This is a genomic window from Streptomyces sp. NPDC039480, assembly GCF_055597165.1.
Genome location: NZ_JBVITX010000005.1, coordinates 15265 through 39136, shown reverse-complemented (window position 1 = coordinate 39136; position 23872 = coordinate 15265). Strand labels below are relative to the sequence as shown.

The window sequence follows — 23872 nt, the reverse complement described above, 5'->3', positions numbered from 1 at the left end:
AGCACTGATTCTCTCACTCTTGAGATCTCTTAGATTCGAGATACTTGACTCTGGGATAACCAGATGCTTTTATCTCATCACCGAGATGGTCGAGACCGACCGACTTGCCGAGCGAACGACGAACGACAGGAGCCCGCCGAGCTGACCCTTCACCCCGCCGCCCAGGACCTCCTCTTCCGCGAGGCCCGCACCGCCAACACCTTCACCACCGAAGCGGTCACCGAGGCCCACATGCAGGCGGTCTACGACCTGATCAAGTACGCGCCCACCGCCTACAACCAGTCGCCCCTGCGGGTGGTCCTGGTGCGCTCCGCCGAAGGCCGCGAGCGGCTCGGGCAGCTCATGGACGAGGGCAACCGGGCGAAGACCCTGGCCGCCCCGCTCGTCGCGATCCTCGCCGCGGACAACGAGTTCCACGAGGAACTCCCGTCCCTGCTCCCGCACTTCCCGCAGGCCAAGGACCTCTTCTTCGCCGAGCGGCCGGTCCGCGAGGAGTCGGCGCGGCTCAACGCGTCGCTCCAGGCGGCCTACTTCATCCTCGGCGTCCGCGCGGCGGGGCTCGCCGCGGGGCCGATGACCGGGTTCGACTTCCCGGGTGTGCAGAAGGAGTTCCTCGACGACGACCACACGCCACTGATGGTCGTGAACATCGGCCGCCCCGGCCCGGACGCCTGGTACCCGCGCTCGCCGCGGCTCAGCTACGACCAGGTCGTCACCACCGTCTGAGCCACGCCCCCCTCATCCCTTCAGGAGCCGCCACCGTGTCCTCGCCGTCCCCGCCCACCCGGACCCGCGCCCGCCCCACGCCGCCCGCGCCGCCCACCACCCGGCCCACCGCCGCCGCGCGCCAAGTCCCCGCTCTCTGGCTGGCCCTGCTCGCCGCCCCCGTCGCCGCAGGCGGCAACAGCCCCGTCCTGATCCTGCCCGAGATGGCCGGTTCGCTCGGTGTCCGCACGGCCGACGCGACCTGGCTCGTCACCGTCTTCGCCTGGGCCATGGCCGTCGGCACCCCGCTGATGGCGGGCCTGCTGCGCCGCCGGGGCCTCGGTGCCGCGCTCAAGGCGAGCGGTGCCCTGATCGTGACCGGCACCGCCGTGCTCGCCGTCGCGCCCTGGCTGCCCCTGGCCATGGCGGGCCGGGCGGCGCAGGCCGCGGGCGGGGCGGGTCTCGTCACCGCGGCGATGAGCCTCGCGGGCTCGGTCCGCAGGATGGGCGTGATCACGGCCGGGTTCGGCACGCTCGGGGCCGTCGGACCGCTGCTCGGCTCGACGCTGGCGAGCACGGCGTCCTGGCGGGTGTCCCTGTCCGTCGGCGCGGTCGCCCTCCTCGCGCTGCCCGCGGTCGTGCGCCGCGCCGACCTGACGGCACCGCGCCAGGCCAGCCCCTTCGACGCCCGGGGCGCCGCCCTGCTCGTCCTGACGGCGACCGCCCTCGTCCTCGTCCCGCGCCACCCGCTGCCCGCGGTCGCCGCCGCACTGGTGTCGGCCGTGCTCCTCGCCCTGCACATCCGGTCCCGGCCCACCGGCTTCGTACCGGCCGCGCTCCTGCGCTCCCGCGCGTTCGTCCTCTCCGCCGCGCTCGCCTGCACCCTCGCGACGTCGTACTTCGCGCTGCTCTTCACCGTTCCGCAGCTGCTGCGCGACCGCACCGGCTGGTCGTCCGCAACGATCGGCACCGGCCAGCTCGTCGCCCTCCTCGCCGGCTCGGCGCTCTCCATGGCGCTGGCCGCGGCGGCGGCCCGGATGACCCGCCCCCGCGTCCTGACGGTCCTGCTCACCTTCGGCGCGGCCGCGCCGCTCACCGCCGCGCTCAGCCCCTGGGCCCCGCTGCTCCTGGCGGCCGCGGCCCTGGCCGTCCTCGCCACCAGCGCGGGCCAGGCGACACTCGCGGTGTACGCGACCGCGGCCACGCCGACCGCGCAACGCCCCACCGCGATCGGCCTGTTCAGCCTCTGCTACCAGCTGGGCGGCGCCTTCGGCCCGGCCGTCGCCGCCGCGATCGCGCTCCGCTGACGGGACCGCTCCCCCGGACGGCGCTCAGGTCGAGGTCACCGATCCGGGCGCGACGAGCCCCGACTCGTAGGCCATGATGACCAGTTGGGCCCGGTCGCGGGCCCTCAGCTTCCCCATGATGCGGCTGACGTGGGTCTTCGCCGTCAGCGGGCTCAGGCCCAGCGTGTCGGCGATCTCCTGGTTGTTGAGGCCGCGCGCGACGAGCCGCAGGACCTGCCGCTCCCGCTCCGAGAGGTTCTCGGGCCCGCCGGTGAGGGGCATCTCCGCGTCCGGCGCCCGCAGCACGCGGGCGATGAGGCGCGCCGTGGGTCCTGGCGAGAGGAGGGAGTCGCCGGCCGCCACCGTGCGTATGGCGTCGAGGAGTTCGGCGGGCTTGGTGTCCTTGACCAGGAAGCCGGACGCGCCCGCGCGGAGCGCGTCGACGACGTGCTCGTCCGTGTCGTACGTCGTCAGCATCAGGACCTTCACCCCCGCCAGATCCTCGTCGGCCGCGAGCAGCCTGGTCGCCTCGATGCCGTCGAGGTCGGGCATGCGGATGTCCATGACGACGAGGTCGGCGCGCTCGGAGCGGGCCAGGTCGACCGCCGAACGGCCCGTGCCCGCCTGCCCCACGACCTCCATGTCGGGCGCCGAGTCGACGAGCATCGCGAACGCCGCGCGCACCAGCGTCTGGTCGTCGGCGAGCAGCACACGGATGGGCACCGTCATGACAGACCTCCCAGGGACACGGGTGCGAGGGGCAGCACCGCGGACACCATGAAACCCCCCTCCTTGCGCGGACCCGCGTCCAGGGTGCCGCCGACCGTGCGGGCCCGCTCCCGCATCCCGACGAGCCCGTAGCCCGGCGCGTGGCCGGTCTCCTGGGCGGCGCCGGTGCCGTCGTCCGTGACGCGCACGCACAGCGCCGCGTCCTCGGTGCGCACCGACACCCGGACGGTGATGCCGGGCCCCGCGTGCCGTACGACGTTGGTGAGCGCCTCCTGCACGATGCGGTAGGCCGCGGCGCCCACCGCGGCCGGTGCCCGGCACTCGGCCACCGCCAGCTCGACGCGGGCGCCCGCGGTGCGGGCCGCGTCGGCGAGGTCGGGCAGCCCGTCGAGGCCGGGCAGCGGCCCTCTGGCCTCGTCGGCCTCGTCGTCGGTGCCTGACCTCAACACCTGCAGGGTGGCGCGGAGTTCACCGCGGGCGCTGCGGCAGGTCTCTGCGACGTCGTCGAGCGCCTTGGCGACGGCCTCGCGGTCGAGGCGGTCCGGGTCGGCGGCCAGGACGTGCGCGGCGACGGACGTCTGGACGCCGACGAGGGTGATGCTGTGCGCGAGCAGGTCGTGCAGGTCGCGGGCGACGCGCAGCCGCTCCTCGGCGACGCGGCGGCGCGCCTCCTCCTCGCGGGTGCGCTCCGCCCGCTCGGCCCGCTCCAGTACGGAGGTGACGTACTGGCGGTGGATGCGGACGTAGACCCCGAGGAGCAGGAAGGCGACGATCCAGCCGGAGATGCGCAGTGACTGCGCGCCCTCGGCCATGCCTTCGTGGAACTTCACGCTCAGCATGGCGCCCATGACACCGGCGCCGATGAGGAGCGTGTTGCGGGGCCGGGTGCGGGAGGCCACGGTGAACAGCGCGACCATCGACACGGCCATGGGCGCGGTGTGGTTGTTGTCCAGGGAGTGGTAGGTCAGCAGGATCGCCATCAGGGTGACCATGACGCGCACCGGGGCGCGGCGGCGCCACACGACGACGATGTGGGCGACGAGGAGCAGCGCCCAGCCGGCCACGTCCGGCACCTGCCCGTTGTCCCGCACGACCCGCACGATCACGACGGCGCTGACCGCCATGGCGAGGGCGAACAGGGCGTCCGTGCGCAGGCGTTCGCCGGGTGCGGCCGGGCCGAGGACGCGCTCGACGAGGTTGCGGCCGACGAAGCCGCGCCCCGCGCCCCGGCCGGTCTCGGGAGATTCCACGTCTGCATCTTCCAGCACACGGGCGCCCCTCCGGGAGGGGAGGGGCGCCCTGAAGTTGCGGCTCAAGACGACGCGACCCGGACGGGCTCGGCCTCGCGCGGCGGCGGGGCGGGCGCGGCGGGAGCCTTGGAGAGCGGTCCCGGCCACCACACCTTCCTGCCGAGTGCCACGCTCGCGCTCGTCACCAGGTAGGTGCGGACGAGGAAGGTGTCGAGGAGCACACCGACGGCGATGACGAAGCCCAGTTCGACGAGTTGGACCAGCGGCATGTTGGTCAGCACGGCGAACGTCGCGGCGAGGACGAGCCCCGCGGAGGCGACGACGCCGCCGGTGGTGCGCAGGGAGGTGAGCGCGGCCGTCCCCGGTTCGGCCCCGTTCAGGCACTCCTCCCGCATGCGGTGCATCAGGAAGATGCCGTAGTCCACGCCGAGCGCGACGAGGAAGACGAAGGAGAGCAGCCCGAGCCCCGGGTCGGTGCCCTCGAACCCGAAGAGCGGTTCGAAGACGAGGCCCGCGATGCCGAGCGAGGCGCCCCACACCGCGACGACCGCGGCGAGCAGCAGCAGCGGTGCGACGAGGCTGCGCAGCAGGGCGACGAGGACCAGCAGGACCGCGCCGAGGACGAGCGGGACGACGATGTTCCGGTCGCGGGCGTTGGTGTCCTTCAGGTCGAGCTGTTGTGCGCTCGGGCCGCCCACGTAGGAGGTGTCGAGGCCGTCGCGGAGCGCCTTGATGGTGGCGGTCTCCCCGGCCGACTCGGGTGCGGACGCCGCGGTGACGGTGATCTCGGTCCAGCCTTCGGCGGTACGTCCCGGCTCCGCGCTGGCGACGCCCTTCGTGCCCCGGATCTCGGCCAGGGAGGCGTCGGCCCGGTCGGCGGGCGTCATGACGGTGATGGGCTGGGTGCCGCGCTCGGGGTAGGCGGTGGCGAGGGTCTCCATGGCGGACACGGATTCGGGGGTCTTGGTGAAGGAGTCCTCCTGTTTGAGGGCGCCCGGCAGGTTGAGCGCGCCCAGGGCGAGCGCGCCGAGCAGCACGGCTCCGCCCGCGAGGACGGTGAGGGGCCTGCGCCCGGCCGAGCTGCCCATCGCGGCGAAGAGGCTGCGCCGCTGTTTCGGGGCGCTCCCGAAGGCGGGCACGAGCGGCCAGAACACGCGCCGCCCGAGGAGGACGAGCACGGCGGGCAGCAGCGTCAGCATCGTGACGAGGGCGCAGAGCACGCCGACCGTGCCGAGCGGGCCCATGCCGCGGCTGCTGTTGAGGTCGGCGGCGAGCAGGCAGAGCAGTCCGGCGGCGACGGTTCCGGAGGAGGCGAGGACGGCGGGCCCGCAGCCGCGCAGGGCGGCGATCATCGCGTCGTAGGGTTGCTCGATCCGCCTGAGCTCCTCCCGGTAGCGGGAGACGAGCAGCAGCGCGTAGTCCGTCCCCGCGCCGAACACGAGGATGGTCATGATGCCCGAGCTCTGCCCGGACACGGAGGTCCCGAAGCCCTGGTTGAGTCCGTACGCGACGCCCATCGCGAGGTAGTCGGCGACGCCCGCGACGGCGAGCGGCACGAGCCACAGGAAGGGGCTGCGGTAGATGAGGATGAGCAGCAGGGCGACGACGCCCGCGGTGGTGTAGAGCAGGGGTCCGCCGAGCGAGTTGTAGACCTCGCTCGCGTCGGTGTCGAGCGCCCCCGCCCCGCCCACGTCCACGCTCAGCCCGTCCTCGCCGCTGGCGGTCTCCCTGACGTCCGCGACGAGGGCGTCCCGCTTCTCCTCGTCCTGTCCTGGCTCGGTGGTGGCGATCGGGTACATGAGGGTGGTGCCGTCCTCGGAGGGCACGGCCTCGGGCTTCGCGACGAGTTGGTGGGCCTCCGCTATCTCGGCGACCTGGTTCCCCGCGGTCGTCCGGTCGGCGGCGGAGAGCCCGCCGTCCCGGTGGTAGACGAGCACCAGCTCGGTGGCCTCGCCGCCCGGCAGCTGGTCCTGGATCTTCGCGACTTCGGTGGACGCGGCGCTCGCCGGCAGATAGTCGACGGCCCGGTCCTTCTGGACGTCGGCGAGCTTCGCCGCGAACGGCGAGGCGAGTGCGAGCACGACGATCCACAGCCCCAGGAACACCCAGGGCACGGCGCGCCGTCGCCGTCGCGGCGCGGCAGAGGTCTGTGCGGGCCCCATGACGGGCCTCCTTCGGCAGGGGTGACGTTTCCGGGGTCAACCCTGCCGGGACCGCGCCCGCAATCCGTCGGGCGGACGGGCGAGTTGGGCGGTACGGCTCGGGGAGGCGGCGGGCGGCGACTACTCCCCGCGGAGTAGGCGGCGTGCCTCCCGGTGGCGGTGTCGGCGGCCGGAGACTCCGCCTCCGCTCAGGACGGCGTCCGCGCCGTCACGAGGAGGCGTGCGACGTCCTCCGAGCAGATCGTGAGCGCGCAGCCCGCCGTGGTGAGCACGTCCCGCTCCGCGGGGGTGTACGGGCCGTCGGCGAGGGCGATGCGGGCGCCCTGGAGGAGCAGGGCCTCGCGGCCCGCGGGGGCGAGGTGCGGGGCGAGGGGGCCGAGTGCCTCGTGGAGTTCGATGGCGAGTCCGGGGAGGCCGGGGCCGCAGTCGGAGTCGCCGGCGTGCCCCGCCTCGGTGGCGAGCGCGTCGACGAGGGCGACGAGCCGGTCCTCGGAGCAGTCCTCGTAACCGGCTCCGTTCAGCGCGCAGACGGCCGTCTCGATGACCGCGCGGGAGCCGGTGCCGCCCGTGGAGAGGACGGCGACGACGATCGCGTGCACGGCGTCGCGGAGCATCGCGGAGAGCCGGGTGGTGGTGGGGTGGTCCAGGACGTCCGGGTCGAACAGGTCCTGGCAGGCGGCGCACTGGATGACGGGTCCGCGGGTGCCGCGCGGCACGACGGGCAGGCCGAGCAGGACGAAGCGGCGCCGGCCGGTGAGCCGCTGGTAGTTGCGGTCGCCGCCGCAGGCCGGGCAGAAGAACTCGCCGTCGCCGACGGTGTCCCATGCGGTGTGCATGCCGACCACGCGCCTGCACAGCGCCCGGCCACGGGAGACCGGTTTGGCGGGGATGCTGGAATTCCGGCCGTTTCGTCCACGATCTGGCAGCACCACGCACCTCCGTAACTCCCCGGCTGCATTGCCGCGTTGGCGTGATGTTAGCCACATCGATGATGCGGCGTCAGCATCTCGCACAGGAGAGCGAGCCGGACATGGCCGGGAGATGACGCGGCCCCGCCCGCCGGATCGGCGGACGGGGCCGGGCGGAACCCGTCGGGGGACTAGCGTGCCGCGCGGTTGACGGCGGAGACGGCGGCCTTCAGGGAGGCGCGCGTCGTGTTGGCGTCGATGCCGATGCCCCACAGCACCTTGTCGCCGATCGCGCACTCGATGTACGAGGCGGCCTGCGCGGACGCGCCCTCGCTCATCGTGTGCTCCTGGTAGTCCAGGAGGCGTACGTCGATGCCGATGCCCTGCAGCGCGTCGAAGAACGCGGAGATCGGGCCGTTGCCGGAACCGGTCAGGACGGTGTCCGCGCCGTCCAGGGTGGCCTCGACGGTGAGGGTGTCGACGCCGTCCGTGTCGGTCGTCGTCTGGCCGTTCTTGACCTGAATACGACCCCAGGGGTTCTGGGGGTTGGGCAGGTACTCGTCCTGGAAGACGCTCCAGATCGCGTCGGGCGTGACCTCGCCGCCCTCGGCGTCCGTCTTCGCCTGGATGATCTTCGAGAACTCGATCTGCATGCGGCGCGGCAGGTCCAGCTTGTGGTCGTTCTGGAGGACGTACGCGATGCCGCCCTTGCCGGACTGCGAGTTGACGCGGATGACGGCCTCGTAGGAGCGGCCGACGTCCTTGGGGTCGATGGGCAGGTACGGCACGGCCCACTCGATGTCGTCGACCGTCTTGCCCTGGGCCGCGGCGCGGGCCTCCAGCGCGTCGAAGCCCTTCTTGATGGCGTCCTGGTGGGAGCCGGAGAAGGCGGTGTAGACGAGGTCGCCCGCGTACGGGTGGCGGGGGTGGACCTCCATCTGCGTGCAGTACTCGTACACGCGCCGCACCTCGTCGATGTCCGAGAAGTCGATCTGCGGGTCGACGCCCTGGCTGAAGAGGTTCATGCCCAGCGTCACCAGGTCGACGTTGCCGGTGCGCTCGCCCTGGCCGAACAGGCAGCCCTCGACGCGGTCGCCGCCGGCCATGACGGCCAGCTCGGCGGCGGCGACGGCGGTGCCGCGGTCGTTGTGCGGGTGGATGGAGAGGCAGACGAACTCGCGCCGGGACAGGTTGCGCGACATCCACTCGAAGCGGTCCGCGTGCGTCGAGGGCGTCGAACGCTCCACCGTGGCGGGCAGGTTGAGGATGATCTCGCGCTCGGCGTCGGGCTGCCAGACGTCCATGACGCCCTCGCAGACCTCCAGGGCGAAGTCCAGCTCGGTGTCGGTGAAGATCTCGGGGCTGTACTGGTATCCGAAAGTCGTCCGGTCGTCGAGCAGCTTGTCGGCGTACTCCATGACCAGGCGCGTGCCGTCCACGGCGATCTGCTTCACGGCGTCGCGCGAGCCGCGGAAGACGACATCGCGCCAGACGGGGGCAGTCGCGTTGTACAGGTGGACGGTCGCGCGCCGGGCGCCCTTCAGGGACTCGACCGTGCGCTCGATGAGCTCCTCGCGCGCCTGCGTCAGGACGGAGATCGTCACGTCCTCGGGGATCGCGTCCTCGTCCTCGATGATCGACCGTACGAAATCGAAGTCGGTCTGGCCCGAGGAGGGGAAGCCGACCTCGATCTCCTTGTAGCCCATGCGCACCAGCAGGTCGAACATGGCGCGCTTACGGGCCGGCGACATCGGGTCGATCAGCGCCTGGTTGCCGTCGCGCAGGTCCGTGGAGAGCCAGCGGGGAGCGACCGTGATCCGCTTGCCCGGCCAGGTGCGGTCGGGGATGTCGACCTGCTCGTACTGCCCGTACTTGTGGACCGGCATGGAGGTGGGGCGCTGGAAGTTCGGCATGTGCGGGGCTCCTCGGAAGTGTCCTGAAGGACGGCCGACGGTCTTAGCGCAACGCCGAACTCCGCGGGGAGGGGGTCGGCCTCGACTACAGGCCCTCGCCGCGGCAGCTAAGGAGAAGCAGCCCGAATCGCATGATGTGCCGCAGCCTAGCCGAGCCGCGCTCTGTGCGCGGGCCCGTATCAGTATGCGGGACCGTGGCCGGATAAACCCCCAGTGGTGATCTATCCCTCTATTTCAGCAATCATGGTTGCAGGTAGTGACAGCGGCATGACCCAGTGCCACATTGCCGCCATGACCGCCAACCCCACGGGCTTCGAGCCCGTCTTCTGCACCATCGTGCCGCCCCACGTCCTGGACACCCTCGCCCAGAGCCAGGACCCCGCGCTCGCCGCACCCGCCCGCCGCACCCTGGAGCGGGACTCCATCGAGCGCACCCACCGCCGCCTGACGACCGTCATCGGCGCGCCCTCCGTCACCCCGCCCAAGGAGGCCACGGCCGGCAAACCGCACCGCACGATCTACGACGCCAAGCACCGCACCGAGCTGCCGGGCCGCAAGGTGCGCGGCGAGGGCGACAAGCCCGGCAAGGACGCCACGGTCAACCGTGCGTACGCAGGCCTCGGCGCGACCTTCGAGCTCTTCCAGAAGTCGTACGACCGCAACTCCATCGACGGCAACGGCCTCCCGCTGAACGCGACCGTCCACTACGGCGAGGACTACGGAAACGCCTTCTGGAACGGCGAACAGATGGTGTTCGGCGACGGTGACAACGAAATCTTCCTCGACTTCACCATCCCCGTGGACGTCATCGGCCACGAACTCACCCACGGCGTCGTGCAGTACACGGCGAACCTGACGTACTTCGGCCAGCCCGGCGCCCTGAACGAGTCGATGGCGGACGTCTTCGGCTCGATGATCAAGCAGTACACGCTCGGCCAGACCGCCCAGGAGGCCGACTGGCTGATCGGCGCGGGCCTGCTCGCCCCGCGCGTCACCGGCAAGGCGCTGCGCTCCATGAAGGAGCCCGGCACGGCGTACGACGACGACGTCCTCGGCAAGGACCCGCAGCCCGCCGACATGGACCACTACGTCCGCACGGGCCGCGACAACGGCGGCGTGCACATCAACTCCGGCATCCCCAACCGCGCGTTCTACCTGGTCGCCGACGCCCTCGGCGGGCACTCGTGGGAGCGGGCGGGACAGATCTGGTACACCGTCCTGACCGGCGGCGAGCTGGCACAGGACGCGTCCTTCACCGACTTCGCCAGGCTGACGGTGGCCGCCGCGCGCCAGAAGTTCGGCGACGGCGACGAGCTCAAGGCCGTCGTCGACGCGTGGTCGACGGTCAAGGTGCCGACGAGCGAGTGACGGCCTGACGGCGCGCTACCGGCCGCCCGCCCGGTGGAGTAGACAGGACCCATGCGTATCCAGGTGAAGCGGACCGGAGGATTCGCGGGCATCGACCGGCATGCCGAGGTGGACACCTCGCAGCTGGCCGATGCCCCGGAATGGCACGCCCTGGCCGAACAGGCCGTGGCCGAGGGGCGGAGCACCCCGCCGATAGGGGTGCCGGACGGCTTCAGTTACCAGCTGACGGTGGACGGGCGGACGGTGTACTGCGCGGACCCGCGGCTGACGGAGCCGCAGCGGAAGCTGATCTCGCGGGTGCTGAAGGAGGGCTCGTAGCACGGCCCGGGTAAAACCTGAGCTTTGTTCATCTTCTTGCCGCACGCCCATTGACTTCCGTACTCGCCGGTACGGAGGATCCCGCCCATGGCAGCGAGTGCGGCGAGCCCGATACCCACCTTCCCCCGCGACTTCCTGTGGGGCGTCTCCACATCGGCCCACCAGATCGAGGGCGCCGCCGACCAGCGCGGCGCCTCGGTGTGGGACGCGTTCACGGCCGTGCCGGGAAACGTGAAGGACGGCACGACCGCCGCGGTCGCCTGCGACCACTACCACCGCTACCGCGAGGACGTGGCGCTGATCCGCGACCTCGGCGTGGACGCCTACCGCTTCTCGGTCTCCTGGCCGCGCGTGCTGCCCACCGGCGCGGGCCCGGTGCACCCGGCGGGCCTCGACTTCTACGACCGGCTCGTCGACGAGCTGTGCGCGGCGGGCGTGCGCCCCGTCCCCACCCTCTTCCACTGGGACACCCCGCTGGCCGTGCAGGAGACGGGCGGCTGGCTGGACCGGGGCACCGCCGAGCGGTTCGCCGACTACGCGGCCGTCGTCGCGGCCCGCATCGGCGACCGCGTCACGAAGTGGATCACCCTCAACGAACCGGCGGAACACACCCTTCTCGGCCACGCCCTCGGCCAGCACGCCCCCGGCGAGCGGCTCCTCTTCGACGCGCTGCCCGCCGCCCACCACCAGCTACTCGCCCACGGCCTGGCCGTACGGGCGCTGCGCGCGGCGGGCGCCGACGACATCGGCATCGCCAACTCGCACGGCCCGACCTGGCCCGCCTCCACCACTGCGGAGGACACGGCAGCCGCGGACTTCTACGACGTGCTCCTCAACCGCCTCTTCGCGGACCCGCTGCTGCTCGGCGCCTACCCGGAGGGCATCGGCGAACTGATGCCCTCCAAGGACCTCGCCGCGGACCTGAAGGTCGTCTCCGAGCCCCTCGACTGGTACGGGATCAACTTCTACCAGCCGACGAAGGTGGGCGCCCCGCTCCCCGAGGGCACGGCGGCCGAGTTCGCCGGCGTCACGCTCCCGCCCGAACTCCCCTTCTCGCCCCGGCGGATCGAGGGATATCCGGTCACGGACTTCGGCTGGCCCGTCGCCCCCGACGCCCTCACCGAACTCCTCACCGCCTTCCGCGACCGCTACGGCGACCGGCTCCCGCCCCTGGTCATCACCGAGAACGGCTGCTCGTACGAAGGACTCGACGACCGGGACCGGATCACCTATCTGGACGGTCACCTCCGTGCCCTGCACCGGGCCCTGGAGGCGGGCGTCGACGTGCGCGGCTACTTCGTCTGGTCCCTGATCGACAACTTCGAGTGGGCGGAGGGCTACCGGCAGCGCTTCGGCCTCGTGCACGTCGACCACGCCACACAGCGGCGCACCCCGAAGGCCTCGTACCACTGGCTGCGCGAGGTGCTGCGGGCGCGCCGCCCATGACCGCCGCCGCGCTGCGGGAGCCGACCGAGCGGGTCGGCCGCGGCTGGACGGCCTCCCTGTCGCTCGCCAACGGCGCGATCTGGGTGGGCTGGTACGGCCCGCTGCAGATCCTGCTCGCCGTCCAGGCGGAGGAGCTGGCACCGGCGGGCACGTCGAAGGAGACGGTCCTCGCCTGGGTGACGGGCGTGGGCGCGGTCGTCTCCCTCGCCGCGAACCCGCTCTTCGGCGCGCTCTCGGACCGCACCACGTCCCGCCACGGCCGGCGCACCCCGTGGATCGTGGCGGGGGCGGCGGGCGGCGCCGCCGCGCTCCTGCTGCTCTCCGCGGCGGGCTCGGTGTGGTCGCTGGCGGCGGGCTGGTGTCTGGTCCAACTCGCCCTGAACGCCGCGTTCGCCGCGGTCACTGCGGCCGTACCGGACCGCGTGCCGCGCCGGCAGCGGGGCTCGGTGGGCGGCTGGCTCGGCGCGGCACAGCTGCTCGGCGTGGTCGCCGGCACAGGGCTCGCGACGGTGACGGGCGGGACGGTCGCGGGGTACGCGTCGTGTGCGCTCTTCACCGCGGCGGGCGTGCTGCCCTACGTCGTACGCCACCGGGACCTGCGCCTGTCACCGGCCGACCGCCCGCCGTGGAACCGGCGCGGCTTCCTCGCCGGCTTCCGGCTGAGCCCGCGCCGCCACCCGGACCTGGCCTGGGCCTGGCTGACCCGCTTCCTGATCAACGTCAGCAACGCGCTGGTGCTGCTCTACCTTCTCTACTTCCTGCGGGACCGCCTGGAGTACGGGGACCCGGAGGAGGGCGTGCTGATCCTGACGGCCGTGAACGGCGCGACGATGCTGGCCACGGTGGTGGTGGGCGGCGCCTGGTCGGACCGGGTGGGCCGCCGCAAACCGTTCGTGCTCTGGTCGGGGGCGCTGATGGCGGCGGCGACGGGACTGCTCGCGCTCTGGCAGACCTGGCCCGGCGCGATCGTCGCGGCGGCGGTGCTCGGCGTCGGCTTCGGCGTCTTCACGTCCGTGGACTTCGCCCTGATGACGGACGTCCTGCCCACGACCATGGACCGCGGCAAGGACCTCGGCATCATCAACATCGCCAACTCGCTCCCCCAGGTCGCGGCCCCCGCCCTGGCGGCCCCACTCGTCACCCACCTGGGCGGCTACCGGACGCTGTACCTGACGGCGGCGGCGATCGGCTTGGCGGGTGCGGTGCTGGTACGCCGTATCAAGGGCGTGAGATAGACGCGCGCCCCTAGAACCCGAGCTTGCGGAGCTGGCGGGGGTCCCGCTGCCAGTCCTTCGCGACCTTCACATGCAGGTCGAGGAAGACGGGCGTGCCGAGGAGCGCCTCGATCTGCTTGCGGGACTTGATGCCGACGTCCTTCAGCCGCTTGCCCTTCGGGCCGATGATGATGCCCTTCTGGCTGGGCCGCTCGATGTAGACGAACGCGTGGATGTCGAGGAGCGGCTTGTCGGCGGGGCGGTCCTCGCGCGGCAGCATCTCCTCCACCACCACGGCGATGGAGTGCGGCAGCTCGTCCCGCACGCCCTCCAGCGCCGCCTCGCGGATCAGCTCGGCGACCATGACCTGCTCGGGCTCGTCGGTGAGGTCGCCCTCGGGGTAGAGCGGGGGGCCCTCCGGCAGCAGCGGCACGATCAGATCGGCGAGCAGGCCGACCTGCTGGTCGCCGACGGCCGACACCGGCACGATCTCGGCCCACTCGAAGCCCAGCTCCGTACCGAGCTGGTCGATGGCGATGAGCTGCTCGGCGAGCGTCTTGCTGTCGACCAGGTCGGTCTTGGTGACGATCGCGATCTTCGGCGTCTTCTTGATGGACGCGAGTTCCTTGGCGATGAACCGGTCACCGGGGCCGAGCTTCTCGTTCGCGGGCAGGCAGAAGCCGATCACGTCGACCTCGGCCCACGTGGTCCGCACCACGTCGTTCAGCCGCTCGCCGAGCAGCGTGCGCGGCTTGTGGAGCCCGGGGGTGTCGACCAGGATCATCTGGGCGTCCGGCCGGTGCACGATGCCGCGGACCGTGTGCCGCGTGGTCTGCGGCTGGTTCGCGGTGATCGCGACCTTCTTGCCGACCAGAGCGTTCGTGAGGGTGGACTTGCCCGCGTTGGGGCGGCCGACGAAGCAGGCGAAGCCGGCGCGGTGGACGGCCTCGGACGGCTCGGCTGATGACGGGGTACGAACGCTCATGGCGCCCATTGTCCCTGATCCCCGGAGCCCCGCCGCACCGCCCGGCCCGAAGGGGGGAAGCCGGGACCCGCCCGGAGGCTGGAGAGGAGAGCTCAGCCCGCCTCGACCCGCGCCCGGACCTCGCCGTCCGCCCCGGCCAGGAACACCGGCGTACCGGCCCCACCCAGGTCCCGCACCGCGGCCAGATCCTCGTCGGAAACCTTCTCCGCCCCGGAGACGACCGCCGCCGCCTCGAGGGACTCCGCGCCGGACGCCACGGCCATCGCGACCGCCGTCCGCAGCGCGGACAGCTGGAGCGAGTCGAGAGCCACCGTCCCGGCGACGTACGTACGACCGGTCTCGTCCCGCACGGCCGCCCCCTCGGGCACGCCGTTGCGGGCCCGGGCGGAACGGGCCAGGGTGACGATCTTGCGGTCCTCGGGGCCAAGCGCGGCGCTCTCAGTCATGCCCCGAGCATACGGAGCAGACACCGCCGCACCGCCACCGGATGGGCCGCTCGCAGACCTGGTCACATCGCCACGGGATAGATCGAGCCCCGGCGCCCCTCGGGCGAGCCGAGCCACGCCAGCTTGCCCGCCGTGTCCACCTCGGCGTGCGGCAGCGGCGTGTGCAGCACGATGGTGAGGTCGGGCCTGGCCGGCACCTTCAGCTGTGTCGACTCCAGGAACAGCGTGCCCACCACCGGATGCTGGATCTCCTTGGTGACCTGCCCGCCGGGCAGGATGTCCCGCCGCTCCCACAGCTCCGCGAACTCGGGGCTCACCGACTGCGCCTCGGCGATCACCGCGGCGAAGCCGTCGTCGTCGGGGTGCTCCGAGCACGCGGCCCGGTACATCGCCACGAGTCCCGGCGCATTCCGCTCCCAACTCTTCGTGCGTGCACGGTAGATGGGGTCGGTGAAGAAGGTGAGGAGACAGTTCTCGGAGGTCTCCGAGCGCATGCCGAGCACCGCCGCGGCCGCGTCGTTGTACATGACGCAGTTCCAGTACGCGTCCATGATGTGCGCCGGCTGCGGCATCCACGTGTCGATGAGCCGATGCAGCCCCTCGCACATCTCCGCGTCGTCCCTGGCCACCTCGGGCCGCGGCGGGTTGAGCCCGGCAAGCACGTACAGATGCCGCCGCTCGGCGCCGCTCAGCTTCAGCACGCGCGCCACGGAGTCCAGGACCTGTGGCGACACGGAGATGTCGCGGCCCTGCTCAAGCCACTGGTACCAGGAAGCCCCGACCCCGGCGAGCACGGCGACCTCCTCGCGGCGCAGCCCCGGCGTGCGCCGCCGGGCCCCGCCGTCCGGGAGTCCGGCCTCCGCCGGGCTGATCCGCGCGCGGCGGCTCATCAGGAACTCCCGCAGCTCCCCGAGGCGACGCGCCTTCGACGCGTCCGTGTCCGACGCCGCGACCGACGGTGTTGCCATGTGGCGCTCCCCCAAGCCCTGACTGGTGTTCCGACCACCAGCATAAGTTCCCGCTCCCCACGTCTATTCCGGCCGACGCAAGCTCTTGACCATGGCGATCGACACCACCACTGCCCCGTCCCCCCAGGCCGCGCCGCCCGCGCCGCGGCCGCGGAACCCCGAGCCAGGACCCAGACTCTCCGCCCGCGACAAGCTCGTCCTCTTCGTGCTCTGCGCCGCACAGTTCATGGTCGCGCTCGACTTCTCCGTACTGAACGTGGCGCTGCCGGTGCTCGGCGCCGACCTCGGCATGAGCCACTCCGCGCTGCAGTGGGCGGTGACCGCCTTCGCGCTGCCCTCGGGAGGGTTCCTGCTCCTCTTCGGCAGGACCGGTGACCTCTTCGGGCGCCGCAAGCTGTTTCTCGCGGGCCTCGCGCTCTTCGGCCTCGCCTCGCTGCTCGCCACGTTCGCGTGGGACCCGCCTTCGTTCCTGACGGCGCGTGCGCTGCAGGGGATCGGCGCGGCGGCGATCGTGCCGACCGGCATGTCGCTCCTGACGACGACGTTCCCCGAGGGGCCGCAGCGCGACCGGGCGCTCGGCATCTCCGGCACGCTCCTCTCGCTCGGCTTCACGGTCGGCATGGTGCTCGGCGGCGTACTGACCGACACGCTCGGCTGGCGCTCCACGATGGGTCTGCTGACGCTCTTCGCGCTGATCGTGCTGCCGCTGGCCCCCGGACTGCTGCCGGAATCCCGCACTCCGGACCGCCCCCGCCTGGACATCCCGGGCGCCGTGACGGTCACCGGCGGACTGCTCTCCCTGATCTACGCACTCTCCACGGCGGCCGAGCGCGGCTTCGGCGGCACGGACGTCATCGTCGCCCTGGTGGCGGGCGTCGCCCTGCTCGCGGCGTTCGGCTACGTCGAGTCGCGCGCCGCGTCCCCGCTCGTCTCGCTGCCGATGCTGCGCCGGCGCACGGTGGCGTGGGGCAATGTGGGCGGCCTGGTCACGTTCTCGATGATGTCGACGGTCGTCTTCGTGCTGACGCTGTACCTCCAGGAGGTCCTGCGCCTCTCCGCCTTCGAGACCGGGCTCGTCTTCGGCGTGCAGGGCGTCCTCTCGGTGGTCGCCGGTGTGTACGCGCCGAAGGTCATCGGCCGCTTCGGCGCCCGCCGCACCCTCGTCGGCTCGCTGGCCGGTCAGGGTGTGCTGGGCGCGGCGCTGCTCGGCATCGGCGAGAGCGGCTGGTCGGTCTGGCTCGCGACGGCCGCGGTGTCGCTGGCGAGCATGTGCCACCTGGGCGCGATCATCTCGTACGGCCTGACGGTCACGTCGGGCGTCCCCGACGAGGAGCAGGGCCTGGCGACGGGCCTGGTCACTTCCACCCAGCAGGTCGGCATCACCATCGGCATCCCGCTCCTGGGCGTCCTCGCGACGACGCACACGGACTTGCTTGCGGGCACGCGGACGGTGCTGGCGATCGACGCGGCGGTGGTGCTGGTGACGGCGGCCGCGGTCGCCGTCGGCCTGCGCCGCGGTGGCGTCCGCGCCTGACCGCCGTGTTCGGGGAACGGCCCGGCCTCTCTCAGAGGCGGGCCGTCCTCTCGTCGTTCCGGGGCCCTCGGTGGGTGCCGGGTGGCGGCCCCGCCGGCCCCGCCACCCGGTCGGCGAATGCCGTCCAGGCCTGGGGGCGGAAGGCGAGCACCGGCCCGCGCGGGCGGACGGAGTCGCGGACGAGCACCGCGTCACCGGTCCAGGCGATCTCCAGGCAAGTGCCTGAGCTGCTGTCGCTCGCACTGCTCTTGCGCCACGTCCATGAGCCGCCCACGCTTCTCCTCCACCCCGGGTGCGGAAGGCCAGCCGTCGCTTCCCCCGCGCGGCTGGTGCAGGGACACGCAGCACCTCTTCCAGAGTAACGGGGCGTCACACAAATATGAACGAGCCGTTTCTCGCCAAGGTAGCGTGATCCAGGGGGAGTTAGGCCTGCGGCACCCCCTCCGGAGCCTCTTCCTGCGCCTCCTGGGGCGCCTCCTGCGGCACGGCATCCCGGATCAGAGTCTCCAGGTCGTCCCTGCCCTCGCCCACCCTGACGGCGAGGGCGCGCAGCAGGGCGGGCATGTCGTCCTTGAGGGCGAGGTCCTCGAGCTCCCAGAACCGCTCCAGGTAGCGGCCGGTCTCCTCCGGGGCGTCGGTGACGTACGAATCGCCGCGCGGGTTCTCCAGATAGAGCGAGTCCGGCATCTCGTCCACCCCGAACTCGAAGTGGCTGAAGGGGCCTTGGATACCCGCGTGGGCGCCGACGCTGAACGGCAGGATCTGGATGGTGACGCCCGGCCGCTCGGCCAGTTCGGCGAGCCGCTCCAGCTGGGCGCGCATCACTCCTCGCCCGCCGACGTGCCGGCGCACGACCGCCTCGTCGAGGATGTAGAAGACCTCCCGGCCTCCCGAGGTCAGCAACTCCTGGCGCGTGAGGCGCACTTCGACGCTTCGCTCCAGGCGTTCCTCGGGGATGTCCTTCTCGTACGAGAGCATGATGGCGCGCGCGTACTCCTCGGTCTGCAGCGAGCCGGGCATCAGCAGCGCGCCGTAGTGCCGGATGATCGACGCCGAGGACTCCAGGGCGAGGAACTGCAGGAACTCTTTGGTATAGAGATCGCGATATTCGCTGAAGGGCATGCGCCGACTGCCTCTGGCGAGGTCGAGCAGCTCCTCGATCTTGCGGCGGTCGCGGATCCCGTACGTATCCAGCAGGGGCCGCAAGTCGTTGACAGAGATGCCGACTTCACCGGCCTCGATGCGGATCAGCTTGGAGGGGCTCCACTCCATTTTGGACGCGACCTGACGCTGCGTCAGCTGCGCGGAAGTCCGCGCCTTTCGGAGCTCGGTGCGCAGCCGCAGCCGCTGAAGTGCCGCACTTGGCACGTTCATGATGGCTCCACCCCCAACCGGACCGTGCGAGGTGCAACATAGCAGACTAGCAGCTTACTCATCGAGACCTTCCGGGACGACAGTTCACGCCACTGTCAGGAGACCTGAGGTTTCCGGCAGCGGCAACCGCACAGGGCTGTCCGGTCGACAGCTCCCGGAAAGCTATATCGCATTCAGCGAGCTCTGGAACCGGACCCTTCCCTCAGCGAGGTGCCGTATGGCACTACCCACGTGGCGATGTCCAGGCTACGCTGGTGCGGAGGGGTAGCTTGCTTCAACTGACCGACAGGGGAAGGAGGTTGATCGTCAAGAAGACCGGCGGGGACTTCACTCCGACGAGTGTCGCCGGCCACCCGGTTCGCTGGTTCGTCGATGATCCGATTCCCTCTTCCTGCTGCCACCCGTTCGTGGGGCGCCGCGGTATCCACGACTGACAGTGGGACCAGGAAGGAGAGAAAGCCCCATGGCTGAGAAGCCGGACGGGCGTCGCGCCACCCGCACGTGGACCGACTGGGCCGCACACGCGGCTCCGTGGGCCAGTCTTCTCCTCGTACTCGGCGAGTGCCTGGAGAAGTGGGTACTGCCCCACGTGTGAAACAGAGCCGGCCCCGACCCGAGAGGGCCGAGGCCAGAACGGCGGACGCCATCGCACTGACGTTTCCACTCCGAGTTCCCTTGGCCGGCAGCCCGGAGTGGGAGCGTTTCGGATCCGCCCTTCACTCCATTCTGCCTGCCCCACCACCCCGATGGCGAGGGGCTGTTGGGACACTCTGCGCAGAGCGCCCCGCGCCGCGTACGCCCCTCAGGGGCGGTCGAGCCGCAGTCGCTCCGCCCGGGGCAGACCCGCCACCACCAAGTCGTACGAGTCTTCGACGAGCTCCCTGACCTGCCGGTCGGTGAGTCCCCCTTCGACCGTCACCGTGTTCCAGTGGCGCTTGTTCATGTGCCAGCCCGGCACGATCTCCGGGTGCTCGGCCCGCAGCCGGACGGCGATGTCCGGCTCACACTTGAGGTTGACGGTGAGCGGACGCCCGTCGAGCGCCGTGAGCGCGAACATCTTCCCGGACACCTTGAAGACCGACGTCTCCGGATTGAACGGGAAGTCCTCCACCGCTCCGTTGAAGGAAAGACAGAAGGCGCGCAGGTCCTCGGGCGTCACCCGGACTCCTCCGCCCTCACCGCGCCACCCCCGGCATCGGCATCGGCGGGCTCCACAAGCACCGTCATGATCCGGTTCCGGCGGCCGGCCGCGGACTCCGCGGTGAGCTTGAGACCCCGCCCGTCCGGCAGCGGCACCACCGCCGACGCCCCCGCGATCGGCACGCGGCCCAGACGCTTGGCGAGCAGACCGCCGACCGTCTCGACGTCCTCGTCGTCGAACTCGTCGAGGCCGAACAGCTCCCCCAGGTCACCGATGTCGAGCCGCGCCGTCACGCGGTAGCAGCCGTCCGCCAGCTCTTCCACCGGGGGCAGCTCACGGTCGTACTCGTCGGTGATCTCGCCGACGATCTCCTCGAGGATGTCCTCGATGGTGACGATGCCGGCCGTCCCGCCGTACTCGTCGATGACCACGGCCACGTGGTTGCGCTCCTGCTGCATCTCGCGCAGCAGATCGCCCGCGTTCTTCGTGTCGGGGACGAAGGTGGCCGGGCGCATCGCCGTCGACACCAGGTCGGACTCGCTGTCGCGGTTGATGTGCGTCTTCCGCGCCAGGTCCTTCAGGTACACCATGCCGACGACGTCGTCCTCGCTCTCCCCCGTCACGGGTATGCGCGAGAAGCCGGAGCGCAGCGCGAGGGTGAGGGCCTGGCGGATCGTCTTGAACCGCTCGATGGCGACCAGGTCGGTGCGGGGCACCATGACCTCGCGCACCAGGGTGTCGCCCAGCTCGAAGACGGAGTGCACCATGCGGCGCTCCTCGTCCTCGATGAGGGACTCCTTCTCGGCGAGGTCCACCATGGCGCGCAGTTCGGCCTCGGAGGCGAACGGGCCGCGCCGGAAGCCCTTGCCGGGCGTGAGGGCGTTGCCGATCAGGATGAGGAGCGGCGGGATGGGGCCCATGACGCGGGCCAGCGGCAGCAGGACGTACGCCGAAGCGGTCGCCGTGTTCAGCGGGTGCTGGCGGCCGATGGTGCGCGGCGATACGCCCACCGCCACATAGCTGACGAGGACCATCACGCCGATGGCGACCGCGAGGGCCTGCCAGGTCTCGTCGAACTCCCGCAGACACGCGTACGTCACCAGGGCCGCGGCGGCCATCTCGCAGGCCACCCGCACGAGCAGCGCCACGTTGAGATAGCGGGTCGGGTCGGCGGCGACCTGCGCGAGCTTCGCGCTGCCGCGCCGCCCCGAGCGGACCGCCTCGTCCGCACGGAAACTGGAGACCCGGGCGATGCCCGCCTCCGCGCACGCCGCGAGCCAGGCCACGACGACGAGGGCGACCGCGCCGACGATCAGCTGAGGACTCATGGCGCTACGAGACGGTGGGCGCCGGAGACGGGCCGGTGAGGCCCTTCTCGGCACGCCAGCCGTCGACGATCGCGGCCTGCAGACCGAACATCTCGGCCTTCTCGTCGGGCTCCTCGTGGTCGTACCCGAGCAGGTGCAGCACGCCGTGGACGGTGAGGAGCTGGAGCTCCTCGTCCATGGAGTGCTGCGTCGGGGCGTCCTTGCCCTGCTGCGTGGCGACCTCGGGGCAGAGCACGATGTCGCCGAGGAGGCCCTGCGGGAGCTCGCCGTCGTCCTTCATGGGCGGCCGCAGCTCGTCCATGGGGAAGGACATGACGTCCGTCGGCCCCGGCAGGTCCATCCACTGGATGTGCAGCTGCTCCATGGCGTCGGCGTCCACGACGATCACCGAGAGCTCGGAGAGCGGGTGGATGCGCATCCGCGCGAGGGCGTAGCGGGCGATGTCGAGGATCGCCTGCTCGTCGACCTCGGTTCCGGATTCGTTGTTGACGTCGATCGACATGGTGGTGCTCGTCTACTTCCCGTCGCGGCTGTCGTGCTGCTCGTACGCGTCGACGATACGGCCGACGAGCTTGTGCCGTACGACGTCGTGGGAGGTGAGCCGCGAGAAGTGGATGTCCTCCACGCCGTCGAGGATCCGCTGCACCTCGCGCAGACCGCTCTTGGTGCCGCCCGGCAGGTCGACCTGGGTGATGTCACCGGTGATGACGATCTTCGAGTCGAAGCCGAGGCGGGTGAGGAACATCTTCATCTGCTCGGCGCTGGTGTTCTGCGCCTCGTCGAGGATGATGAACGCGTCGTTCAGGGTGCGGCCGCGCATGTACGCCAGCGGCGCGACCTCGATCGTGCCCGCGGCCATCAGGCGCGGGATCGAGTCGGGGTCGAGCATGTCGTGCAGGGCGTCGTAGAGCGGGCGGAGGTACGGGTCGATCTTCTCGTACAGCGTGCCCGGCAGGAAGCCGAGGCGCTCGCCCGCCTCGACCGCCGGGCGGGTCAGGATGATGCGGTTGACCTGCTTGGACTGGAGGGCCTGCACGGCCTTGGCCATGGCGAGGTAGGTCTTGCCCGTGCCGGCGGGGCCGATCCCGAAGACGATGGTGTGCTTGTCGATCGCGTCGACGTACCGCTTCTGGTTCAGCGTCTTGGGGCGGATGGTGCGGCCGCGGGACGAGAGGATGTTCTGGGTGAGGACCTCGGCGGGGGTCTCCTCCGCGCCGTCGCCGTTCTCGTCCGCCCTCAGCATGGCGATCGAGCGTTCCACTGCGTCCTCCGTCATCGGCTGACCGGTGCGGAGCACCAGCATCATCTGGTCGAACAGGCGCTGGATGAGGGCGACTTCGCGGGCCGCGCCCACGGCGCTGATCTCGTTGCCCCGGACGTGGATGTCGGCCGCCGGGAAGGCCTTCTCGATCACCCGCAGCAGGGCGTCGCCGGAGCCGAGGACCGTCACCATCGGATGGTTCGCCGGGACGGTGAAGTGCGCTCGGGACTGGCCCTGGGCGTCGGTGTGAGTGATGGGTGTCTGAGTCATGGGCCGGCTCTGAAGGCCTGCTCATCCTCCTCATGCGGGGCTCGGTGGCCGCTCGACAGCCTTGCACTGCCAAGAGTACGACGCGCCACGCCCGAGGCCGTAGGCCTTTTCCCCCGTCCGTCCCACACGTCTCCCCGCGCCGGGCCCGTCACGCGGAGCGGAAGCCGATCGTCGGGACGGCACGCCGCAGGGGCCACGGGCGGCTCGCCGCGGGCAGCAGCGTCTCCAGGAACGCGTACCGCCGCAGCGCGACCGGGTCCTGGCCGTCCAGCTCCCGCACCCGGCGCCACCAGGCGCCGACCTCCGCCCAGCCGGGCGCCGACAGGGACCCGCCGAACTCCTGCACCGAGAGCGCCGCCGTGAGACCCGCGAAGGCGAGCCGGTCCGCGAGGGGCCACTCCGCGAGCGTCCCGGTGACGAATCCCGCGACGAAGACGTCCCCCGCGCCGGTGGGGTCGAGCGCCTCGACCTCGATGGCAGGGACCTCCGCGGTCTCGCCGGTCCGCCCGTCCACGGCGTAGGCGCCCTCCGCGCCCAGCGTCACCACGGCGAGCGGCACGTGCTTGGTCAGCGCCCGGGCCGCGGCGCGGGGGCACGACGTGCGTGTGTACCGCATCGCCTCCTCCGCGTTCGGCAGGAACGCCTCGCAGTGCTCCAGGTCGGGCAGCGCGGCCAGGTCCCACCGGCCGGTGTCGTCCCAGCCGACGTCGGCGAAGATGCGGGTGCCGCTCCGCGCGGCCCGCTCGATCCAGGGGGCGTGGACGCCGGGCGTCAGCGAGGCGACGGCGGCACGCGCGCGTGGCGGGCAGGAGGGGGCGCCCCCGTCCGGCGCGTCGGCGTCCGGCGGCGGCTCGTGGCCGTGGCTGACCATGGTCCGCTCGCCCTCGTACGCCATGGAGACCGTCACCGGCGAGTGCCAGCCCGGCACGGTCCGCGACGGGGTCAGGTCGATGCCCTCGCCCTGTTCGAGGGCGTCCCAGCAGTACTCCCCGTAGTGGTCGTCCCCGAAGGCCGCGGCGAGCGACGTGTGCAGCCCGAGCCGGGCGAGCGCGGTCGCCATGTTGGCGACGCCGCCGGGGCTCGACCCCATGCCGCGTGCCCAGGACTCGGTCCCGCGCACGGGCGCGGAGTCGAGCCCGGTGAAGATGATGTCGAGGAAGACCGTGCCGGTGAGGTAGACGTCGCAGTCCGGATCCCCGGCTCTGCGGGCCGCCTTCAGCGGGTCGACGGTGGGCTGTTCGGGTACGACCATGCAGGCAACGTAAC

General features: G+C 71.7%; 23 protein-coding genes. 8 read left to right on the top strand and 15 right to left on the bottom strand.

What is annotated here, in order from left to right; all coding sequences use genetic code 11:
- Positions 1-63: 63 nt before the first annotated feature.
- Both ACZ56E_RS17100 and ACZ56E_RS17095 read left to right on the top strand, forming a co-directional pair.
- Positions 64-726: a malonic semialdehyde reductase gene (locus tag ACZ56E_RS17100; RefSeq protein WP_471214900.1), complete on the top strand. Its 663-nt coding sequence runs from the start codon at positions 64-66 to the stop codon at positions 724-726.
- A 35-nt stretch (positions 727-761) separates the two neighbouring features.
- The gene (locus tag ACZ56E_RS17095; protein ID WP_471214897.1) at positions 762-2012 is read left to right on the top strand and encodes an MFS transporter; all 1251 of its coding nucleotides are present in this window, start codon (positions 762-764) and stop codon (positions 2010-2012) included.
- Between the two features lie 24 nt (positions 2013-2036).
- Here ACZ56E_RS17095 and ACZ56E_RS17090 read toward each other — a convergent pair whose 3' ends face one another.
- The 5 genes from ACZ56E_RS17090 to leuA all read right to left on the bottom strand — a co-directional run bounded on the left by ACZ56E_RS17090 (position 2037) and on the right by leuA (position 8953).
- The gene (locus tag ACZ56E_RS17090) at positions 2037-2720 is read right to left on the bottom strand and encodes a response regulator (protein ID WP_398297620.1); all 684 of its coding nucleotides are present in this window, start codon (positions 2718-2720) and stop codon (positions 2037-2039) included.
- Entirely contained in the window at positions 2717-3970 is a 1254-nt protein-coding gene (locus tag ACZ56E_RS17085) for a sensor histidine kinase (RefSeq protein WP_471214896.1), read from the bottom strand. The genes ACZ56E_RS17090 and ACZ56E_RS17085 overlap by 4 nt, the downstream gene beginning before the upstream one ends.
- 62 nt (positions 3971-4032) lie before the next feature.
- Positions 4033-6132: an MMPL family transporter gene (locus ACZ56E_RS17080; protein ID WP_471214893.1), complete on the bottom strand. Its 2100-nt coding sequence runs from the start codon at positions 6130-6132 to the stop codon at positions 4033-4035.
- 188 nt (positions 6133-6320) lie between these two features.
- The gene (locus tag ACZ56E_RS17075) at positions 6321-7061 is read right to left on the bottom strand and encodes a TerB family tellurite resistance protein (protein ID WP_468601008.1); all 741 of its coding nucleotides are present in this window, start codon (positions 7059-7061) and stop codon (positions 6321-6323) included.
- A 170-nt stretch (positions 7062-7231) separates the two neighbouring features.
- Positions 7232-8953, bottom strand: a complete 1722-nt coding sequence (leuA, locus tag ACZ56E_RS17070) for a 2-isopropylmalate synthase (RefSeq protein ID WP_471214890.1) — start codon at positions 8951-8953, stop codon at positions 7232-7234.
- Between the two features lie 291 nt (positions 8954-9244).
- On the opposite strand from leuA, the gene ACZ56E_RS17065 reads away from it, so the two are divergent.
- The 4 genes from ACZ56E_RS17065 to ACZ56E_RS17050 all read left to right on the top strand — a co-directional run bounded on the left by ACZ56E_RS17065 (position 9245) and on the right by ACZ56E_RS17050 (position 13320).
- Entirely contained in the window at positions 9245-10321 is a 1077-nt protein-coding gene (locus tag ACZ56E_RS17065; RefSeq protein ID WP_471214887.1) for a M4 family metallopeptidase, read from the top strand.
- Between the two features lie 51 nt (positions 10322-10372).
- The gene (locus ACZ56E_RS17060) at positions 10373-10639 is read left to right on the top strand and encodes a protealysin inhibitor emfourin (RefSeq protein ID WP_398297632.1); all 267 of its coding nucleotides are present in this window, start codon (positions 10373-10375) and stop codon (positions 10637-10639) included.
- Between the two features lie 87 nt (positions 10640-10726).
- The gene (locus ACZ56E_RS17055; protein WP_471214885.1) at positions 10727-12085 is read left to right on the top strand and encodes a GH1 family beta-glucosidase; all 1359 of its coding nucleotides are present in this window, start codon (positions 10727-10729) and stop codon (positions 12083-12085) included.
- A complete protein-coding gene (locus ACZ56E_RS17050; protein ID WP_471214884.1) occupies positions 12082-13320 on the top strand; it encodes an MFS transporter in 1239 nt (412 codons plus the stop codon). The genes ACZ56E_RS17055 and ACZ56E_RS17050 overlap by 4 nt, the downstream gene beginning before the upstream one ends.
- A 10-nt stretch (positions 13321-13330) precedes the next feature.
- Here the strand turns inward: ACZ56E_RS17050 and era are convergent, their stop codons facing one another.
- The 3 genes from era to ACZ56E_RS17035 all read right to left on the bottom strand — a co-directional run bounded on the left by era (position 13331) and on the right by ACZ56E_RS17035 (position 15698).
- Positions 13331-14293 (bottom strand): GTPase Era, encoded by a 963-nt coding sequence (gene era, locus ACZ56E_RS17045; RefSeq protein WP_468601018.1) that lies wholly within the window; start codon positions 14291-14293, stop codon positions 13331-13333.
- A gap of 83 nt (positions 14294-14376) precedes the next feature.
- Complete coding sequence (locus tag ACZ56E_RS17040; RefSeq protein WP_471214882.1) at positions 14377-14730, bottom strand: cytidine deaminase; 354 nt, start codon at positions 14728-14730, stop codon at positions 14377-14379.
- Between the two features lie 62 nt (positions 14731-14792).
- Positions 14793-15698 (bottom strand): helix-turn-helix transcriptional regulator, encoded by a 906-nt coding sequence (locus ACZ56E_RS17035; RefSeq protein ID WP_471214880.1) that lies wholly within the window; start codon positions 15696-15698, stop codon positions 14793-14795.
- Positions 15699-15789: 91 nt separating this feature from the next.
- On the opposite strand from ACZ56E_RS17035, the gene ACZ56E_RS17030 reads away from it, so the two are divergent.
- The gene (locus tag ACZ56E_RS17030; RefSeq protein WP_471214879.1) at positions 15790-17232 is read left to right on the top strand and encodes an MFS transporter; all 1443 of its coding nucleotides are present in this window, start codon (positions 15790-15792) and stop codon (positions 17230-17232) included.
- 31 nt (positions 17233-17263) lie between these two features.
- On the opposite strand, the gene ACZ56E_RS17025 is transcribed toward ACZ56E_RS17030, so the two are convergent.
- The gene (locus ACZ56E_RS17025) at positions 17264-17506 is read right to left on the bottom strand and encodes a DUF397 domain-containing protein (RefSeq protein WP_471214878.1); all 243 of its coding nucleotides are present in this window, start codon (positions 17504-17506) and stop codon (positions 17264-17266) included.
- 149 nt (positions 17507-17655) lie between these two features.
- Complete coding sequence (locus ACZ56E_RS17020) at positions 17656-18606, bottom strand: helix-turn-helix domain-containing protein (protein ID WP_468601028.1); 951 nt, start codon at positions 18604-18606, stop codon at positions 17656-17658.
- 463 nt (positions 18607-19069) lie between these two features.
- Between ACZ56E_RS17020 and ACZ56E_RS17015 the strand changes: the two genes are divergently transcribed.
- Positions 19070-19201 carry a hypothetical protein gene (locus tag ACZ56E_RS17015; RefSeq protein ID WP_468601030.1) on the top strand — a complete coding sequence of 44 codons (132 nt, stop codon included), beginning with the start codon at positions 19070-19072 and terminating at the stop codon, positions 19199-19201.
- Positions 19202-19408: 207 nt separating this feature from the next.
- On the opposite strand, the gene ACZ56E_RS17010 is transcribed toward ACZ56E_RS17015, so the two are convergent.
- From ACZ56E_RS17010 to ACZ56E_RS16990, 5 genes are all read right to left on the bottom strand, one after another.
- The gene (locus tag ACZ56E_RS17010; protein WP_471214875.1) at positions 19409-19765 is read right to left on the bottom strand and encodes an MmcQ/YjbR family DNA-binding protein; all 357 of its coding nucleotides are present in this window, start codon (positions 19763-19765) and stop codon (positions 19409-19411) included.
- The gene (locus ACZ56E_RS17005) at positions 19762-21075 is read right to left on the bottom strand and encodes a hemolysin family protein (protein ID WP_471214872.1); all 1314 of its coding nucleotides are present in this window, start codon (positions 21073-21075) and stop codon (positions 19762-19764) included. Before ACZ56E_RS17005 ends, ACZ56E_RS17010 begins: the two co-directional genes overlap by 4 nt.
- A gap of 4 nt (positions 21076-21079) precedes the next feature.
- Positions 21080-21577, bottom strand: coding sequence for an rRNA maturation RNase YbeY (gene ybeY, locus ACZ56E_RS17000; protein WP_398297653.1), 498 nt, complete (start codon positions 21575-21577; stop codon positions 21080-21082).
- Between the two features lie 12 nt (positions 21578-21589).
- Positions 21590-22606, bottom strand: a complete 1017-nt coding sequence (locus ACZ56E_RS16995; protein ID WP_471214871.1) for a PhoH family protein — start codon at positions 22604-22606, stop codon at positions 21590-21592.
- A 148-nt stretch (positions 22607-22754) separates the two neighbouring features.
- The gene (locus tag ACZ56E_RS16990; RefSeq protein ID WP_398297655.1) at positions 22755-23858 is read right to left on the bottom strand and encodes a carbohydrate kinase family protein; all 1104 of its coding nucleotides are present in this window, start codon (positions 23856-23858) and stop codon (positions 22755-22757) included.
- Positions 23859-23872 lie beyond the last annotated feature (14 nt).

What these genes read in the sequence shown, in the direction of transcription:
- ACZ56E_RS16995 (WP_471214871.1), bottom strand. Translation starts at nt 22,606, where the DNA reads ATGACTCAGACACCCATCACTCACACCGACGCCCAGGGCCAGTCCCGA.
- ACZ56E_RS17080 (WP_471214893.1), bottom strand. Translation starts at nt 6,132, where the DNA reads ATGGGGCCCGCACAGACCTCTGCCGCGCCGCGACGGCGACGGCGCGCC.
- ACZ56E_RS17060 (WP_398297632.1), top strand. Translation starts at nt 10,373, where the DNA reads ATGCGTATCCAGGTGAAGCGGACCGGAGGATTCGCGGGCATCGACCGG.
- ACZ56E_RS17090 (WP_398297620.1), bottom strand. Translation starts at nt 2,720, where the DNA reads ATGACGGTGCCCATCCGTGTGCTGCTCGCCGACGACCAGACGCTGGTG.
- ACZ56E_RS17065 (WP_471214887.1), top strand. Translation starts at nt 9,245, where the DNA reads ATGACCGCCAACCCCACGGGCTTCGAGCCCGTCTTCTGCACCATCGTG.
- leuA (WP_471214890.1), bottom strand. Translation starts at nt 8,953, where the DNA reads ATGCCGAACTTCCAGCGCCCCACCTCCATGCCGGTCCACAAGTACGGG.
- ACZ56E_RS17055 (WP_471214885.1), top strand. Translation starts at nt 10,727, where the DNA reads ATGGCAGCGAGTGCGGCGAGCCCGATACCCACCTTCCCCCGCGACTTC.
- ybeY (WP_398297653.1), bottom strand. Translation starts at nt 21,577, where the DNA reads ATGTCGATCGACGTCAACAACGAATCCGGAACCGAGGTCGACGAGCAG.
- ACZ56E_RS16990 (WP_398297655.1), bottom strand. Translation starts at nt 23,858, where the DNA reads ATGGTCGTACCCGAACAGCCCACCGTCGACCCGCTGAAGGCGGCCCGC.
- era (WP_468601018.1), bottom strand. Translation starts at nt 14,293, where the DNA reads ATGGGCGCCATGAGCGTTCGTACCCCGTCATCAGCCGAGCCGTCCGAG.
- ACZ56E_RS17100 (WP_471214900.1), top strand. Translation starts at nt 64, where the DNA reads ATGCTTTTATCTCATCACCGAGATGGTCGAGACCGACCGACTTGCCGA.
- ACZ56E_RS17040 (WP_471214882.1), bottom strand. Translation starts at nt 14,730, where the DNA reads ATGACTGAGAGCGCCGCGCTTGGCCCCGAGGACCGCAAGATCGTCACC.
- ACZ56E_RS17035 (WP_471214880.1), bottom strand. Translation starts at nt 15,698, where the DNA reads ATGGCAACACCGTCGGTCGCGGCGTCGGACACGGACGCGTCGAAGGCG.
- ACZ56E_RS17005 (WP_471214872.1), bottom strand. Translation starts at nt 21,075, where the DNA reads ATGAGTCCTCAGCTGATCGTCGGCGCGGTCGCCCTCGTCGTCGTGGCC.
- ACZ56E_RS17050 (WP_471214884.1), top strand. Translation starts at nt 12,082, where the DNA reads ATGACCGCCGCCGCGCTGCGGGAGCCGACCGAGCGGGTCGGCCGCGGC.
- ACZ56E_RS17020 (WP_468601028.1), bottom strand. Translation starts at nt 18,606, where the DNA reads ATGAACGTGCCAAGTGCGGCACTTCAGCGGCTGCGGCTGCGCACCGAG.
- ACZ56E_RS17030 (WP_471214879.1), top strand. Translation starts at nt 15,790, where the DNA reads ATGGCGATCGACACCACCACTGCCCCGTCCCCCCAGGCCGCGCCGCCC.
- ACZ56E_RS17015 (WP_468601030.1), top strand. Translation starts at nt 19,070, where the DNA reads ATGGCTGAGAAGCCGGACGGGCGTCGCGCCACCCGCACGTGGACCGAC.